This is a genomic window from Serratia sp. NA_112.1 (assembly GCF_052691715.1).
In genome coordinates this window covers 350,210-366,141 of sequence record NZ_JBQZFO010000003.1, presented here as the reverse complement: position 1 = coordinate 366,141, position 15,932 = coordinate 350,210, and the positions used below count along the sequence as shown (strand labels likewise).

General features: G+C 52.2%; 17 protein-coding genes and 1 other annotated feature. Of the genes, 2 read left to right on the top strand and 15 right to left on the bottom strand.

Annotated features, from left to right (window positions below; genetic code table 11):
• Positions 1–212: 212 nt before the first annotated feature.
• The 13 genes from btuD to ACUTQ5_RS09535 all read right to left on the bottom strand — a co-directional run bounded on the left by btuD (position 213) and on the right by ACUTQ5_RS09535 (position 11,925).
• Complete coding sequence (gene btuD, locus ACUTQ5_RS09595; RefSeq protein WP_445651055.1) at positions 213–968, bottom strand: vitamin B12 ABC transporter ATP-binding protein BtuD; 756 nt, start codon at positions 966–968, stop codon at positions 213–215.
• A 28-nt stretch (positions 969–996) separates the two neighbouring features.
• Positions 997–1,548, bottom strand: coding sequence for a glutathione peroxidase (locus ACUTQ5_RS09590; protein WP_445651054.1), 552 nt, complete (start codon positions 1,546–1,548; stop codon positions 997–999).
• 41 nt (positions 1,549–1,589) lie between these two features.
• Complete coding sequence (gene btuC / locus ACUTQ5_RS09585; protein ID WP_445651053.1) at positions 1,590–2,597, bottom strand: vitamin B12 ABC transporter permease BtuC; 1,008 nt, start codon at positions 2,595–2,597, stop codon at positions 1,590–1,592.
• Positions 2,598–2,772: 175 nt separating this feature from the next.
• A complete protein-coding gene (locus ACUTQ5_RS09580) occupies positions 2,773–3,213 on the bottom strand; it encodes a DUF2502 domain-containing protein (protein WP_445651052.1) in 441 nt (146 codons plus the stop codon).
• Between the two features lie 556 nt (positions 3,214–3,769).
• Positions 3,770–4,066, bottom strand: a complete 297-nt coding sequence (ihfA, locus tag ACUTQ5_RS09575) for an integration host factor subunit alpha (protein ID WP_004943604.1) — start codon at positions 4,064–4,066, stop codon at positions 3,770–3,772.
• Positions 4,067–4,070: 4 nt separating this feature from the next.
• Positions 4,071–6,458: a phenylalanine--tRNA ligase subunit beta gene (gene pheT / locus ACUTQ5_RS09570; RefSeq protein ID WP_445651051.1), complete on the bottom strand. Its 2,388-nt coding sequence runs from the start codon at positions 6,456–6,458 to the stop codon at positions 4,071–4,073.
• A 14-nt stretch (positions 6,459–6,472) separates the two neighbouring features.
• Complete coding sequence (pheS, locus tag ACUTQ5_RS09565; RefSeq protein ID WP_012144881.1) at positions 6,473–7,456, bottom strand: phenylalanine--tRNA ligase subunit alpha; 984 nt, start codon at positions 7,454–7,456, stop codon at positions 6,473–6,475.
• 201 nt (positions 7,457–7,657) lie between these two features.
• Positions 7,658–7,780 (bottom strand) — a sequence feature (Phe leader region).
• Entirely contained in the window at positions 7,732–7,776 is a 45-nt protein-coding gene (gene pheM / locus ACUTQ5_RS09560) for a pheST operon leader peptide PheM (RefSeq protein WP_197724622.1), read from the bottom strand. (Overlaps the previous feature by 45 nt.)
• Before the next feature lie 116 nt (positions 7,781–7,896).
• Positions 7,897–8,253, bottom strand: coding sequence for a 50S ribosomal protein L20 (rplT, locus tag ACUTQ5_RS09555; protein WP_004943595.1), 357 nt, complete (start codon positions 8,251–8,253; stop codon positions 7,897–7,899).
• Positions 8,254–8,296: 43 nt separating this feature from the next.
• Complete coding sequence (gene rpmI / locus ACUTQ5_RS09550) at positions 8,297–8,494, bottom strand: 50S ribosomal protein L35 (RefSeq protein WP_004931418.1); 198 nt, start codon at positions 8,492–8,494, stop codon at positions 8,297–8,299.
• Positions 8,495–8,592: 98 nt separating this feature from the next.
• Entirely contained in the window at positions 8,593–9,144 is a 552-nt protein-coding gene (infC, locus tag ACUTQ5_RS09545) for a translation initiation factor IF-3 (protein ID WP_013812633.1), read from the bottom strand.
• Positions 9,145–9,147: 3 nt separating this feature from the next.
• On the bottom strand, positions 9,148–11,076 hold the full coding sequence (thrS, locus tag ACUTQ5_RS09540; protein WP_445651050.1) for a threonine--tRNA ligase: 1,929 nt from the start codon (positions 11,074–11,076) through the stop codon (positions 9,148–9,150).
• A 222-nt stretch (positions 11,077–11,298) separates the two neighbouring features.
• Positions 11,299–11,925, bottom strand: coding sequence for a hypothetical protein (locus tag ACUTQ5_RS09535; protein WP_445651049.1), 627 nt, complete (start codon positions 11,923–11,925; stop codon positions 11,299–11,301).
• Between the two features lie 200 nt (positions 11,926–12,125).
• Here ACUTQ5_RS09535 and ACUTQ5_RS09530 point away from each other — a divergent pair, with 200 nt between their 5' ends.
• Together ACUTQ5_RS09530 and ACUTQ5_RS09525 are read left to right on the top strand one after the other, a co-directional pair.
• The gene (locus tag ACUTQ5_RS09530) at positions 12,126–12,335 is read left to right on the top strand and encodes a hypothetical protein (RefSeq protein ID WP_445651048.1); all 210 of its coding nucleotides are present in this window, start codon (positions 12,126–12,128) and stop codon (positions 12,333–12,335) included.
• Positions 12,336–12,498: 163 nt separating this feature from the next.
• Complete coding sequence (locus ACUTQ5_RS09525; protein ID WP_445651153.1) at positions 12,499–13,152, top strand: MarC family NAAT transporter; 654 nt, start codon at positions 12,499–12,501, stop codon at positions 13,150–13,152.
• Between the two features lie 194 nt (positions 13,153–13,346).
• Here ACUTQ5_RS09525 and ACUTQ5_RS09520 read toward each other — a convergent pair whose 3' ends face one another.
• Both ACUTQ5_RS09520 and ACUTQ5_RS09515 read right to left on the bottom strand, forming a co-directional pair.
• On the bottom strand, positions 13,347–14,474 hold the full coding sequence (locus ACUTQ5_RS09520; protein WP_445651047.1) for an ABC transporter substrate-binding protein: 1,128 nt from the start codon (positions 14,472–14,474) through the stop codon (positions 13,347–13,349).
• Between the two features lie 149 nt (positions 14,475–14,623).
• On the bottom strand, positions 14,624–15,907 hold the full coding sequence (locus ACUTQ5_RS09515) for an HAAAP family serine/threonine permease (protein ID WP_445651046.1): 1,284 nt from the start codon (positions 15,905–15,907) through the stop codon (positions 14,624–14,626).
• Positions 15,908–15,932: the final 25 nt, after the last annotated feature.

Sequence of the window (15,932 nt, the reverse complement as noted above, 5' to 3'; positions counted from 1 at the left end):
ATTAAATTAATTTGATAATCAATTAGTTATAGTTATATGTAATTATTTAATTATTCTGTTTGAACTTAATCATCGTAGCACGTCAGCGACGGTTTTCAAGATTAACAGGAGGATTTTGAGGAATGGTGGGAAATAAAGCCGGTGCTTACCCGGCTATTTATATCAGGTCCGTTTAATTTTCGTTTATGGTGCATTTTCGATGCACTACTCCATTATGCCGTTTTGGTCATAATCCAGCGCTGGTCGCCCACCGCCTGCAGATGAAAATCCACGTCATAAATCTGTGAAAGAAATACCGGCTCCATCACTTCCCGCGTGGTTCCCTGTGCGACAAGACGCCCGGCATGCAGCAACCAGACCCGATCGGCCTGCTGCAAGGTATGATTAAGGTCGTGCGCACAAACCAACGCACTACGTCCACTCTGACAAAACTCCCGCAGTAGCCGATCCAGCGCCACCTTCTGCGCCACGTCCAGGCTATTGGTCGGTTCATCCAGCAGCAACAGTTGGCTATGAGGATTGACCGTCGGCCATACCTGTAGCAGTACTGCAGCCAAGCGCACTCGCTGCCATTCACCGCCGGACAACTGAGTCAGCATGCGCGACAGCTTGTCCACCAGTTTTAAACGCTGGCACAGATAAAGAATGGTGCTCTCGAGTGCCTGTTCCGAGCTACCTGCAGGCCGGTGCAGTTCCAGATACTGGAATACCGGCATCAGCGCCACTGGCGGCTGCTGTTGGCTTAAATAAGCACGGCGCAGAGCCAGTTCATGGCCCTGATAACCCGCCAGCGGCTGGTCTGCCAGCCGGATCTCGCCCGTGCCGGGCAGTATGCCCGCCAGGCAAGCCAGCAGTGTGCTTTTGCCGGCACCGTTCGGACCAATAAGGTGAAACTGCAACCCAGCATCGACCTGTGCTGAAAATGGGGCCAGACGCCCTTCTACCCCAACCTGACTGAGTTGCAGCATTATGAATTATCGCTCCTTCTTTATAATATTACTTGGCCAACGCCTGTTTGACGGCGGCCACCAACGCAGGATCTTCCGGTGTCATGTCCGGGGAAAAACGTTGGATCACCTTGCCATCACGTCCGATCAGGAATTTCTCGAAATTCCACAGAATGTCACCGGTTTGCTTCGGTGCCCGGCCTTTACTGCTCATGCGCTCCAGGAATTCACTGCCCTGCGGTGCCGCGGCTTGCGGTTCGGCGGCAATCAGTGCCTGGTACAGCGGATGGCGGTTTTCGCTGTTCACTTCAAGCTTGGCAAACATCGGGAACTCAACGCCAAAGGTGCCACGGCAAAACGCCAGGATCTCTTCGTTGCTGCCAGGCTCCTGCCCGAGGAACTCGTTGGATGGGAAGCCCAATACCTCAAACCCCTGGTCACGGTAGGTTTCGTACAGGGCTTCCAGCCCGGCATATTGCTTGGTCAGGCCGCATTCCGAAGCCACATTAACCACCAGCAACACGCTGCCTTTATATTTGCCCAGCGTGGTGGATTGATTTTCGATAGTGTTCAACGGAATGTCATAAATCGCTTGAGTCATGGAGCTTATCCTCTTGTTTTACTTACAGGTGAACAGAGAAACTACCTTAAGCCTTTTACCCGGGTCAGTAACCAGATAAATAGCGGTGCCCCTAGGGTGGCGGTTACCACGCCGATGGGTAATTCAGCTGACAGCAGCGTAATACGCGCCACCACATCGGCCGCAAGCAACACACCGGCACCAGCCAGTGCGCAGCCCGGCAATAAATATCGCTGATTGGTCAAGCCACTGAGACGCAGCATGTGCGGAATGACCAGTCCGACGAAACCAATCACCCCGGCCAAAGCCACACTGACGCCCACCAGCCAGCCAATAGCCAGCACGAGTAGATTACGCCATAGATGCAGGGAAAGCCCGAGCTGACGCGCCTGTACCTCGCCCAGCGCCATAAAGTTTAGCGCCTTTCCCTGGCAACAAAGCCAAAGCAGCACCGGTAATAATGCCAGCACCAGCCATTTTTGCCGCCAGTCGACACCGCCAAAACCACCCATCATCCAATACATCAGTTGGCGCAGATCCAGGCTGGAACTAAAATACACCGCCCAGGTCATTACCGCGCTACACACTATGCCCAAGGCGACCCCCACCAACAGCAGCCGCGCATTGGTCAGACGTTTTCGACGGGCAAAGCTCAGCAACAGAAAGGTCATGAGCAGCGCGCCGGCAATGGCGCTCAAGCTCATAAAGGCTACCGGTAGCAGGCCGTTACCCAGCAGCACCGTTAGCACCAAAGCCACCCCCGACCCGTTGGCGACGCCCAGCAAACCCGGCTCGGCCAGTGGATTTTCAAACAGCGACTGCATTACCGCTCCAGCCACCGCCAGGCTGGCCCCCACCAACATCACGGCCAGCGCACGCGGCAGGCGTAATTGCCAGACAAACAGCTGCGCGGCTTCACCCGCCCACTGTGAGGGCCAAAGCCAAACGTCGCCCGCGCTGAGGCTGAAAACAAAGGCCACGGCAACACCCAGCGTAAGCAGCAACAGTTGGCGTTTATCGCGATGGCGTTGTTTGTGCAGCAATAAGGTAAAGGTCTGGCTGGCTGACATAGGCGTGGCGATTCCCTGCTGGCCGCCAAGGCGGCCGAATAATTGACGTCTGGGTCAAATATTAGGGGGTTAGCGCCCGAAGGGAAAGCATTGCATCAGGTGAATCATAGGAAAACAGCAGCTAATCCTGCCAATCACCCGTAGGTGATGGCAAAATCAGCCGCCGTTAAATCAATTAGCGATGAGGGGCGTTATCGTTTTGCGGGTAAGGTTTACCCTGGTCATTGTCCTTACCACGGCCATTGTCACGACCGCCGTTGTCATGATGGTTACCATTGTCATGGTGGTTGCCGTCGTTACGATTATCACGTTCACCGTGGAACAGGTTACCCCCCCGATCAGGGCCACGATGCTCGTAGCCACGCGGCGGCGAGGATTGCCAGCGGCCGCCATCCCAATACATACCCCGATTGTTGCGTTCCCCCATGCCACGCCCCTGGTGCTCATGCCACCATTGCGGCGAACGCCAGTCATAACCATCCCAATAGTAGCCGCGATGGTCCTGCTCCCCCAGATGCACCGCCCCCCCCAGCACGTTGATATCGATAGAGACATCCGCCTGCGCAGCCACCGGCAGCAACAGCGGTAAACACACCAGCAACAGGTTTTTTTTCATTTTATGCTCAGAATTTATTTTCTTGCTGAGTGGGTTATATCAGCGTGCTTATTTTACGCCTATCTCACCAATGCCTATTTTCGGATCGTTTTCATCACCCTTACACATTCCATACATTCTATTTTTTGAATAAAAAAGCCGCTAACAACCTTTAACGAATAACTGACACACCAAATATCCGACGCTATTTATAATAAAGCCAACACCCACCAGAGAGACAATATTATGATTAAACGCATTGGGCGGCCATTGACCGTTGCAGTACTGAGTACGGCGCTTAGCGCCTGTTGCTTCGGGCCTCACGGTGGTAGCGGACCGGGTCACTACTACAATCATTATTAATCTTCAGGGGCTTCGGCCCCTGGTTTATCTTTCACCCATCAGAATATTAAATAAATACAAGAATAATCCGCAAGTAATAAATTATTTTAATGTGAAGATTGGACATCAATTTTATTAGGGGGTCGTATTTATTATTTATGGCCTAAGAATAAACCGAAATTACCCTCTAAAAAGAAAAAGGCCGCAAAAGCGGCCTTTTTTGGTTTCACGCAACTTACTCTTTCGGGCTTGCGTTCTCTACCCGACTTTTCAGCTTTTGCCCTGGACGGAAAGTGACCACGCGACGCGCCGTAATCGGAATATCTTCGCCGGTCTTCGGGTTACGCCCCGGACGTTGGTTCTTGTCACGCAAATCAAAATTGCCAAAACCTGACAGTTTAACCTGCTCACCGTTCTCAAGAGCACGACGAACCTCTTCGAAAAACAGTTCTACCAGGTCTTTGGCATCCCGTTTGCTAAGCCCAAGCTTTTCAAACAGGTGTTCTGACATTTCAGCTTTAGTAAGCGCCATAGGTTCAATCCCTCAAGGATGCTTGGAATCGCTGTTTTAGAGCCTCTACACATTTTGCAACGGTAACGGCTATCTCCTCTTCTTCCAGTGTACGAGCGGTATCCTGCAATACCAGACTGATAGCCAGGCTCTTATAACCCTCTGCCACGCCCTTGCCACGGTACACATCAAACAAGTTTACGCCAACTACCTGATTTGCGCCAACTTTCTTACACTCTGCCAAAATATCTTCTGCGGGGACGTTTTCAGCCACCACAACGGCGATATCACGACGGTTTGCCGGGAAGCGAGAAATCTCCCGCGCCTGAGGCACGGCGCGGCTTGCGACCTTGTCCCACTCCAGTTCAAACACCACTGTGCGGCCGTTAAGATCCAGTTTACGTTCAAGTTCCGGATGAACCACACCGATGAAACCTACACGTTCACCCTGGAAATAAATCGCTGCGCTTTGCCCTGGGTGCAAGGCCGGATTAGCCTCCGCCTTGAACTGAATTTCGGATAATTTACCGGTCAGCTCAAGCACAGACTCCAGATCGCCTTTTAAATCATAGAAGTCGACCGGCTTACGCGCCAGATCCCAATGTTCTTCATGCGTATGGCCCGCAATCACCCCTGCTAGCATGACATCCTGACGGATACCCAGATTTGCCGCAGTATCAGGGACAAAGCGCAGGCCGCTTTCAAACAGACGCAGACGCGTCTGCTGACGATTCTGGTTATAAACCACCGCGGACAGCAAGCCGGTCCACAGCGACAGACGCATGGCGGACATCTCTACCGAGATTGGGCTTGGCAGGATCAGCACTTCTTCGCCTGGGTGCAGCAAGGCCTGTACTTTAGGATCAACGAAGCTGTAGGTGATCGCTTCCTGGTAACCGTGATCGACCAGCATGGTCTTCACGCGCTTCAGCGTCAGATCTGCTTCGCGGTGCTTGGTCATGATCAGGTCAGCGCGGACCGGCACGTCAGGAATGTTGTTGTAGCCGTAAACACGCGCCACTTCTTCCACCAGGTCTTCTTCGATTTCCATATCGAAACGCCAGCTCGGCGCGACCGCCAGCCAATTATCGCCCTGCTCAGTCACCTGGCAACCCAAACGACGCAAGATGTCACTGACCTGCTCACTTGGCACCACATGACCAATCAGGCGATTTAGTTTTTCACGACGCAAAGTAATGGTAGCGCGCTTCGGCAACTCACTTTCGGTGGTTACATCAATAACCGGACCGGCCTGACCGCCACAGATATCAATCAGCAAACGAGTCGCACGCTCCATCGCTTTGTACTGCAGCGCAGGATCAACACCGCGCTCGTAACGATGAGAAGCATCAGTGTGCAGACCCTGACGGCGTGCGCGGCCGGTAATGGCCAGCGGATTGAAGAACGCACATTCCAGCAGCACGTCCTGGGTGGACTCATTCACCCCTGAGTGTTCACCACCGAAGATGCCGCCCATCGCCAAGGCTTTCTGGTGATCGGCAATCACTAAGGTATCGGCATTCAGTTTGGCTTCGGTACCGTCCAGCAACGTCAGAGGTTCCCCTTTGCTCGCCATACGCACCACGATACCGCCTTCGATGCGGTTCAGGTCGAAGGCATGCATTGGCTGCCCCAGTTCCAACAGCACGTAGTTGGTAACGTCCACCACCGCATCAATAGAACGAATGCCGCAACGACGCAGCTTCTCGCGCATCCACAACGGACTCGCGGCCTTGACGTCGATACCTTTCACGACGCGGCCAAGGTAACGCGGACATGCCTGTGGCGCATCTACGCGGATCGGCAGCGTATCATTAATGGTGGCAACAACCGGGCTCATGTCCGGTTCGGTCAGTGCAACCTGGTTCAATACCCCCACATCGCGCGCTACGCCAATAATGCCCAGGCAGTCGGCACGGTTCGGCGTTACGCTGATTTCGATCGCGTTGTCATCCAGTTTCAGATATTCACGGATATCGGTGCCAATCGGCGCATCTTCCGGCAACTCAATGATACCGTCGTGATCGTCAGTAATACCCAGTTCGGAGAACGAGCACAGCATCCCTTCCGAAGGCTCACCGCGCAGTTTGGCAGCTTTGATTTTGAAATCGCCTGGCAGCACCGCGCCCACGGTAGCAACCGCTACCTTCAGACCTGTGCGGCAGTTTGGTGCACCACAGACAATATCCAGCAAGCGGTCGCCGCCCACGTTAATCTTGGTCACGCGCAGTTTGTCCGCGTTTGGGTGCTGACCGCACTCAACGACATGACCCACAACTACGCCATTAAAGGCACCGGCTACCGGCTCCACGCCGTCCACTTCCAGGCCGGCCATGGTAATTTGATCGGATAATGCTTCGCTGCTGATGGCCGGGTTTACCCACTCACGCAACCAGAGTTCACTGAATTTCATGTAATATTCCCGCCTTACTTAAACTGTTTGAGGAAGCGCAGATCGTTTTCGAAGAACGCACGCAGGTCGGTAACGCCGTAACGCAGCATCGTCAGACGCTCCATACCCATACCGAAAGCGAAGCCGGAGTAAACTTCCGGATCGATACCCACGTTGCGCAGCACGTTCGGGTGAACCATGCCACAGCCCAGAACTTCCAGCCATTTGCCGTTTTTGCCCATCACATCCACTTCAGCGGAAGGTTCAGTAAACGGGAAGTAAGAAGGACGGAAACGAACCTGCAAATCTTCTTCAAAGAAGTTATTCAGGAAATCATGCAGCGTGCCCTTCAGGTTGGTGAAGCTGATGTCCTTATCGACAATCAGGCCTTCCATCTGATGGAACATCGGGGTGTGCGTCTGATCGTAGTCATTACGGTAAACACGACCCGGCGCAATAATGCGGATTGGCGGCTGTTGTTCCTTCATGGTGCGGATCTGCACGCCCGAAGTTTGGGTACGCAGTAAACGCGTAGCATCGAACCAGAAGGTATCGTGATCGGCACGCGCCGGGTGGTGACCCGGAATATTCAGCGCATCGAAGTTATGATAGTCATCTTCAATCTCAGGCCCGGTCTCTACAGAGAAGCCCAGTTCGCCGAAGAAGGCTTCGATACGGTCGATGGTACGGGTCACTGGATGCAGCCCACCGTTTTCCATACGGCGGCCCGGCAGGGAAACGTCGATGGTTTCTGCCGCCAGACGCTCATTCAACGCAGCAGATTCCAGCGCATTCTTACGCGCGTTCAGCGCTTCCTGCACCGCCTGCTTTGCCTGGTTGATCACCGCTCCGGCCGCCGGGCGATCTTCTGCCGGCACGTCACGCAGCGATTGCATCTGTAAGGTAAAATGGCCTTTCTTGCCTAAATATTCGACGCGTACCAAATCTAACGCGGCAACATCCTGGGCATCTTCTACGGCTGCCTTGGCATTGGCAACCAGCTCTGCGAGATGTGGCATTGCTTTCCTCTTCCTCTGGCCGGTATGGCCCTAAGTAATGACTGATAATTTATGTTATCTGGCCTGACTCATACCCACAGAATTTCAAGCTACAGCAGGCGGCAAGTGAGTGAGTCCCCGGGAGCTTAGATAACTAAGTGACCGGGATGAACACACGCGGCCAACACCGCTGTAGTTTGAAAGGCAAAGGGTATGACTGAAAACAAAAAAGCCTCCACAGGGGAGGCTTAGGCGCTACTTTTCGTTTCTTCTCTTACGCGCAAAGCCTCCTGAAATCAGGCGCTAAAGTAAAAAAAGAAACGAAAAATAACAGAATTCATGATTGCGTTACCTTGTCGGTGATTGTCCACCAGAGATATGGCGCTGGTCAATAAAAGTCAGTATTTGTAGCTGAAAAACAAAGATTAAAGAGGGAGCAAGCTCCCTCTTTAATAACTGACTTACGCCAGTGCTGCTTTCGCTTTCTCGACCAGTGCGCCAAAGGCCACTTTGTCGAAGACTGCGATGTCAGCCAGAATCTTACGGTCAATTTCAATAGAAGCTTTTTTCAAGCCGTTAATGAATTTGCTGTAAGACAGACCGTTCACACGAGCAGCTGCGTTGATACGTGCAATCCACAGCTGACGGAACTGACGCTTACGTTGACGACGGTCACGGTAAGCATACTGACCTGCTTTGATTACTGCCTGGAAGGCAACACGGTAAACGCGCGAACGGGCACCGTAGTAACCTTTCGCTTGTTTTAAAATTTTCTTGTGACGTGCGCGTGCAATTACACCACGTTTTACGCGAGCCATATGCTCTCTCCTAAAGTCTTATTCTAGATTCAAAAAAAATGGCTTATGCGTACGGCAGGCACGCGGTAACCAGGACCAGATCGTTTTTAGACACCATGCCTTTCGGACGCAGGTGACGTTTACGCTTGGTTGCTTTTTTGGTCAGAATATGACGCAGGTTAGCGTGCTTGCGCTTAAAACCACCGCTGCCGGTTTTTTTGAAGCGCTTGGCTGCACCACGTACAGTTTTAATCTTTGGCATTTTAATTAAATCCACTTCGCATTGTTAAACAACGAATCAGTTAGGCGAATAAAACCCACACCACGCAAGCGCTGCGTGAGTTTTATTACTTGGAGGCCTTACTGCCTCTTCTTCGGTGCGAGCACCATGATCATCTGACGGCCTTCGATCCTCGTAGGGAAGGATTCGACAATGGCCAAATCAGAATCTTCACACAGGTCTTTACGGACGCGGTTAAGCACTTCCATACCGATCTGTTGGTGCGCCATCTCACGCCCACGGAAACGCAGGGTGATTTTGGCTTTATCGCCATCTTCAAGAAAGCGAATCAGGTTGCGTAGTTTTACCTGATAGTCGCCATCATCGGTACCAGGACGGAATTTGATTTCCTTGACCTGAATAACTTTTTGCTTCTTCTTCTGTTCTTTTGTCGACTTGCTCTTCTCGTAGAGGAATTTGCCGTAATCCATGATTCGACAAACTGGCGGTTCGGCATTTGGGCTGATTTCTACTAAATCAACGCCCGCTTCCTCAGCTTTTTCAAGAGCTTCATTCAGACTGACAATACCAATCTGCTCGCCATCGACGCCGGTTAGGCGAACTTCTTGCGCGCGAATTTCTCTGTTAATGCGATTAGGACGCGCCGGTTGAACTCGTTTTCCGCCTTTAATACTTTATTCCTCCAGTTGATGAAGACTACGGCTGCGAATCTCTTTTAGCAGCTTGTCTACGACTTCATTTACGTCCAGGCTTCCCAGGTCTTTGCCACGGCGGGTACGAACGGCAACTTTGCCTGATTCGACCTCTTTATCACCGCACACCAACATGTAAGGAACCCGTCGTAAAGTATGTTCGCGAATTTTAAAGCCAATCTTCTCATTTCTCAAGTCTGCTTTAACGCGAATACCTGCGTCCTGCAATTTTTTGGTCAATTGCTGGACATAATCAGACTGGCTGTCGGTGATATTCATCACCACCACCTGTACCGGAGCAATCCAGGTTGGGTAGAACCCTGCGTATTCTTCGGTAAGGATACCGATGAAACGCTCCATGGAGCCCAAAATAGCACGGTGAATCATTACCGGGACCACGCGATCGTTGTTTTCGCCAACATACGATGCGCCTAAACGGCCCGGTAAGAAGAAATCGAGCTGCACGGTACCACATTGCCATGCACGATCCAAACAATCATGCAGAGTAAATTCAATTTTAGGTCCGTAGAAGGCACCCTCACCCGGCTGATATTCAAACGGAATCCCGTTTTCAGTCAGCGCAGCGGCCAGATCCTCTTCCGCACGGGTCCACATATCGTCAGTACCAATGCGCTTCTCAGGACGGGTAGAAAGTTTTACCGCAATCTTCTCGAAGCCAAAAGTACCGTACACATCATAGACCATTCTGATGCATTCGTTCACCTCGGCACGCACCTGCTCTTCAGTACAGAAGATATGGGCGTCATCCTGGGTGAACCCGCGTACGCGCATCAGGCCATGCAGAGAACCCGAAGGCTCGTTACGATGGCAACTGCCGAACTCCCCCATACGCAGCGGCAAATCACGGTAGGATTTCAGGCCCTGGTTGAAGATCTGCACGTGACCCGGGCAGTTCATCGGCTTGATGCAATACTCGCGGTTTTCCGACGAGGTGGTGAACATGGCGTCTTTATAGTTTTCCCAGTGGCCGGTTTTTTCCCACAGCACACGGTCCATCATAAATGGCCCTTTCACTTCCTGATACTGGTACTCCTTGAGCTTCATGCGCACAAAGGCTTCCAGCTCGCGGAAAATTGTCCAGCCATCGTTGTGCCAGAACACCATACCCGGCGCTTCTTCCTGCATATGGTACAGGTCAAGCTGCTTGCCGATCTTGCGGTGGTCACGTTTAGCGGCTTCTTCCAGACGCTGCAGATAGGCATTCAGCTGTTTCTTGTCTGCCCATGCGGTGCCGTAGATACGCTGCAGCATTTTATTTTTGCTGTCGCCACGCCAGTAGGCGCCAGACGTTTTCTGCAGTTTAAAGTGATGGCAGAAACGCATGTTCGGCACGTGCGGACCGCGGCACATGTCGACATATTCTTCGTGGTGATACAGGCCAGGACGGTCGTCATGGCTGATGTTCTCATCCAGAATCGCCACTTTGTAGTTTTCACCACGCGCGGCAAAGGTGTCACGGGCTTCTTGCCAGCTAACCTTCTTCTTGATGACGTCATAATCTTTGTCGGCCAACTCATGCATCCGCTTTTCCAGCAGATCCAGGTCTTCCTGCGTCAGGGTACGGTCGATATCAACGTCATAATAGAAACCGTTGTCGATCACTGGGCCGATCGCCATTTTGGTGTCTGGCCACAGCTGCTTGATGGCATGACCCAACAGGTGCGCGCAGGAGTGGCGCATGATTTCCAGGCCTTCGGCATCCTTGATGGTGATGATAGCCAACTGCGCGTCTGATTCGATCAGATCGCCGGCATCAACCAGTTCACCGTTCACACGACCGGCAATACAGGCTTTCGCCAGGCCAGGACCGATATCAAGGGCAACATCCAGGGGGGAAACAGGGTTTGCAAAATGACGCTGACTGCCGTCAGGAAGAGTAATAACAGGCATTAATAATTCCTTATCTACAGTGGTGACCCACACGACAGATCACTTGCAGTACGAAAATTGGGTTGGGTTTTAGTCAGTTAGGTTTCAGATCTCGCCCACAATTGCCAGATTGATACCTAACCGGGTACACAGAATGGAAAGCATACCTTCACAGCCATATTTGGCTAAGTGGATACTATCACTAAAATTGTTTCGGATAAATAAACTGCAATTCAGATCCAGTCAGCGAATTGCTGCAGTTCGCGGCGATAAATAGCCTTTCAGGTAACTCAGGGTGGCAATCAGGCACAGGGAATACCCCAGGACTTCACAGCCCTCTTCTACCATATTCTTCACCACCCGGTTGTAACCATCGAGCATCAATGTCTGCCACAGTGAACTTATGCCGAACAGCCGTGAAAACACCAAGATACACAGCAGGCCAGCACACATCATGCCGTAGCTCGGATGCGTCACAAAATGCACCAGCCCCTGCAATGTGGCTGCAATATGACGAGACGCATACCCCAAACAAATCAGTGCAACCGCCAGAGCAAACCAGAACCAGGATCCATGCAAAAGCATATCAAAGGCAAAATCCATCTCTCGAATCAGCATGCACAGAAAGAAACCACCGATCAGCATCCACGCTGGCCGATAAACAGCATCCCTGCATGCCGCAATGAAAAAACAGGATGCTATGGCGGCAAGAATCAACTCCTGAGCTATTTCAGTTAGCGAGGTTTCATAAACAAAATTATGCAACCAATGCACGTCGATAAAAATCAGGCCCACCAAGCCAGCCAGTAGCAGGCTGCAAAGCAGAAAATGGCATACTTTCCCCAGTAAAATTTGCAGATCATGTCTCATAGTCACTCTCGTTATTATTTAAAGCACGCCTATAGTATTAGTCTGTAGCTGGGGATCGTGGCAATTAATGCGAAATAGAACCAACTCGGGACCAACTCGGGACCAACTCGCGGTGAAATGGCCATAAAAAACAAAAACAACCAACAAAACACCCTATGACAGGCAGAGTTGAGACAGCATCCCGCATCATGAACCGATTATTGAAGTTACTCGTTGGCGTTTGCATCATGCTGGTGGCTATTTTTGCGGTATTACACCTGGGGGCAGACCGCCACCCGAGAGCCATTGCGGTTAACGAACCGCCCATCGAGTGTGAAGATGCGCAGGAGATAACCAGTGCTTGTGTGAATGACGATGACGCCGACACTGACGCGCTTCCTGAGCTAACCCCCTCCAGCACTCAGGGATAATGAGCTGCAAACGCGATTCCTCTATATTTAGAGGTCGCTTCCCTATTGTTGCCGCTGAACACGCGGCAAGTTAGGGTAGGACTTTTAAACTGCGTCGCAACATTTACTGAAAACAGGAAGTCTGCCCCATGACGAGTATTCCGTAGTTATTCCAGGCCATTGACTGGGTTTGGTGCTACTACTGCCGCTGGCCAACCCACTCAGCACAGTCGCACTGTTGCTCGGGCTTTCGGGCAATATGACGCGCGAAGAGCGCAACCAGCAATCGCTGATGGCCTCGGTCTATGTGTTCTTTATCATGACGGTAGCGTTCTATGCCGGCCAGTTGGTCATGAACACCTTCGGTATCTCTATTCCCGGCTTGCGGATCGCCGGTGGGCTGATTGTGGCGTTTATTGGCTTTCGCATGTTGTTCCCGCAGCAAAGTACGGATGAGACTCCAGAGGTTGAAAGCAAAAGCAATGAGCTGCGCAAAAAAACCTCGGCCAATATCGCCTTTGTGCCATTGGCGATGCCCAGCACCGCCGGTCCGGGAACCATTGCGATGATTATCAGTTCCGCATCGAGCGTCAAAGAGAACACTCTGGGATTTGCGCACTGGGTGCTGCTAGTCGCGCCAGTGGCCATCTTTCTGACGGTGGCCCTGATTTTATGGGCTTGCCTGCGCAGCTCTGGCGCTATCATGCGACTGGTTGGGCAAAGTGGCATTGAGGCGATCTCACGCCTGATGGGTTTCCTGCTGGTGTGTATGGGCGTGCAATTTATTATCAACGGCATTTTGGAGCTCATCGCCACCTATACCCCAGCCGTTGCCTGAGCCATAAATACGGGCGCTAAGCGCCCGTCAGACTGATGACAAACCTCATTCCTGCCCAGAGCGAGTAGAGGCCGATAAATAAAAATCAGGAAAATCAATTTATTGATTTTCGGCTGCTCACCACAAAGCAGGAAAAACCACGCTTTTCCCTGCTTTGTCAGCAACCTAACGGGCGCAAACCGCGCCCGTTTCACTTACTTACCTGCAGGTGCCTGCGCGCCTAAAATACCCTGACCTTCCGGCACTTCAGTAAAACGACTGAGGATCTCGCTGTAGGTTTTCGCCGGATCCAAATCCTGGAACTGGTTCGGATAGATAAACTTCGCCAAATACTCCAGCCCAACGATATTGTACGGGTGGTTATAGAAATTGTGATAAATGCCATAGAAGCGGCCCTCTTTTACCGCCGAAAGCTGGGCAAAGCCTGGGCGCTGTTTCATTGCGTTGAACGCAGCATCCACCTGCGGTTGCGTCACACCATAGCCAAAAGGTACCGCGGCGTTGGTTTTACTGGCCCACTGGGAACCGGAGATAATATACGCATCTGGCTTCATGCTGATCACTTTCTCAAGCGATACGTCGCCCGTCGCGCCCGGTAACAGTTCCGAACCCACATTGCGTGCGCCTACCGCCTCAATCATTCCACCCCATCCGACATGAGCATGGGTGAAACAGCAAGACTCCAGCCCGTTCAGGCCGGCTTTGGCCTCAATAAACACCAGCGGCTTTGGATCTACCTTTTTGGTTTTATCGAGGATGCTCTGATAGTGCTGCTGATAAAAGTCCGTGTACTGTTTCGCTTCACTTTCACGGTTTAGAGTTTCCCCCAGCAAGGTAATGCTTTTCGGGGTGTTCTCCATCGGTTTCAGCATGGTATCGATAAACAACACCGGAATATTCAGCGCTTGCAGCTTGTCGAGTACGCCAGTCTGGCTCAGAGAAGGTTTCGAGCGTAGCTGCGCCACCATCAGATCAGGGTGTTTGGCGATAACGCTTTCCAGGTTAATCTCTCCCTTGTCGCTAAACCCCATATCGATAATGTTCTTGGCTTCTGGCCACTTGCTTTGCAGAATTTTCCAGGTTTCACCATCGCTCTTCTTCAGCAGGTTGTTCCACGCCACCAGCCGGGTAAAGGGATCGGCACGGTCCAGCAAGGCCAGCGTCAGAATATCGCGCCCATCCTGCACCACAATGCGTTTCGGCTCTTGTTTAATCGTCAGGGTTTGACCGGCGGTATCGGTCAGGGTGAGCGGATAAGTGGTCGCCATCACCTGAGTAGAAAAGGCGCAGGCGAAAGCCAGCAGGGTCATTCGACGGTACACGTAACACTCCTTAGCGTGAGAAGTTAATCCAGAAATAATAATGAGAATTGCTCACATTATCAAAGAGAACGCCGGGCGAGTTTTCGATTAATTGAAAAGAGATGTGAACCGCAACAAGGTGGTGCACCGGAACCGGCGCACCAGTCAGGTTAAATCAGGCCGTAAATCAGCGCCGACAGCGCAATCAGCCCCATCACCAGCACAAATACATTGCTCAGCGCGCGGTAACGACGCATAGCGGGTACCGTACGCACCGCATACATCGGCAAAATAAACAGGATCGCCGCGATCAGCGGTCCGCTGATGGTTTCAATAATGTGCAACGCACTCGGGTTCCAAACCGTCGCCGCCCAGGTCAACAGGAACAGCAACACGGCAGAAATACGGTGCGTAATACGCGAGCTTAGCGGTTTTCCGACTGCGCGCGTCAGGCCGTCAATCAGACTGGTCGCCCCTTCGGTCACCCCCAGTGAGGTACCCAGATAGGACTTGGCCATCGCCAGCATCGCCATCATCGGCCCCAAATAGGCGATCAACGGGTTGGAGAATTTGTTCGCCAGCGTGGTCAGCACGGTAATGTTTTGATCTTTCGCCTGCTGCATATCCTCGTGGGACAGACTCAGCACGCAGCTGAAGACAAAGAACAACACGGTGACGCAGATCAGCACGTAGCTGTAGCGCATGATCCGCGCGCAACGGCGTTCAGCCAGTTCGCCATACAGGCTCTTTTGGGTCGAGGCAAAGGACGAAATAATCGGCGCATGGCTGAATGAAAACACCATGACCGGCACCGCCAGCCACAGCGAATGCCACAAATCTGGGCTACTGAACTGAGTGTTCGCCAGGCCACTGACAAAGTTGGCGGTTTGCCAGGTCGGCATCAGGTACAGCGAAATCCCCATCAAAAATACCAGTAATGGAAATACCAGTATGCCCATCGCCGATACGATGCCGTCTTTACCGCGCAGCAGCACCAGATTCAGCACCACTACCACCGCCAGGCTCAGCCAGATACGGGGTGGCGACGTTAGGTGAAACTGATGAGTCAGGAAGCTGTCCAGCGCGTTGGTGATCGAAATGCTGTACACCAGCACTATCGGGAAGAACGCCATCAGGTACAGCACCATGATGATTTTACCGGCCAGCACGCCAAAGTGCTCGACCACCACATCATGAATATTGCCGTTACGGCTAGAGCCGGAAAGCACAAAGCGGCTCAGTGCGCGATGCGGTAAATAAGTCAGTGGGAAGGCAAACACGGCCATCAGCAACAGCACCAGTGGACCGTTTAAGCCAGCGTTGATCGGCAGAAACAACGTACCTGCCCCCACCGCAGTGGCGTAGAGGCCAAACATCCAGACGGTGTCCGTCTTGTTCCATTTGCCCGGCTGGGCGGGAGCCAGCGTGCCGGAATCGGGAGAAATCGTACTCATAGGAAAGCTTACCTTAATCTGCAGC

Excerpts from the sequence above, each read along its gene's own strand:
- btuD (WP_445651055.1), bottom strand. The coding sequence starts at position 968 with ATGCTGCAACTCAGTCAGGTTGGGGTAGAAGGGCGTCTGGCCCCATTT.
- ACUTQ5_RS09590 (WP_445651054.1), bottom strand. The coding sequence starts at position 1,548 with ATGACTCAAGCGATTTATGACATTCCGTTGAACACTATCGAAAATCAA.
- btuC (WP_445651053.1), bottom strand. The coding sequence starts at position 2,597 with ATGTCAGCCAGCCAGACCTTTACCTTATTGCTGCACAAACAACGCCAT.
- ACUTQ5_RS09580 (WP_445651052.1), bottom strand. The coding sequence starts at position 3,213 with ATGAAAAAAAACCTGTTGCTGGTGTGTTTACCGCTGTTGCTGCCGGTG.
- ihfA (WP_004943604.1), bottom strand. The coding sequence starts at position 4,066 with ATGGCGCTTACTAAAGCTGAAATGTCAGAACACCTGTTTGAAAAGCTT.
- pheT (WP_445651051.1), bottom strand. The coding sequence starts at position 6,458 with ATGAAATTCAGTGAACTCTGGTTGCGTGAGTGGGTAAACCCGGCCATC.
- pheS (WP_012144881.1), bottom strand. The coding sequence starts at position 7,456 with ATGCCACATCTCGCAGAGCTGGTTGCCAATGCCAAGGCAGCCGTAGAA.
- rplT (WP_004943595.1), bottom strand. The coding sequence starts at position 8,253 with ATGGCTCGCGTAAAACGTGGTGTAATTGCACGCGCACGTCACAAGAAA.
- rpmI (WP_004931418.1), bottom strand. The coding sequence starts at position 8,494 with ATGCCAAAGATTAAAACTGTACGTGGTGCAGCCAAGCGCTTCAAAAAA.
- thrS (WP_445651050.1), bottom strand. The coding sequence starts at position 11,076 with ATGCCTGTTATTACTCTTCCTGACGGCAGTCAGCGTCATTTTGCAAAC.
- ACUTQ5_RS09535 (WP_445651049.1), bottom strand. The coding sequence starts at position 11,925 with ATGAGACATGATCTGCAAATTTTACTGGGGAAAGTATGCCATTTTCTG.
- ACUTQ5_RS09515 (WP_445651046.1), bottom strand. The coding sequence starts at position 15,907 with ATGAGTACGATTTCTCCCGATTCCGGCACGCTGGCTCCCGCCCAGCCG.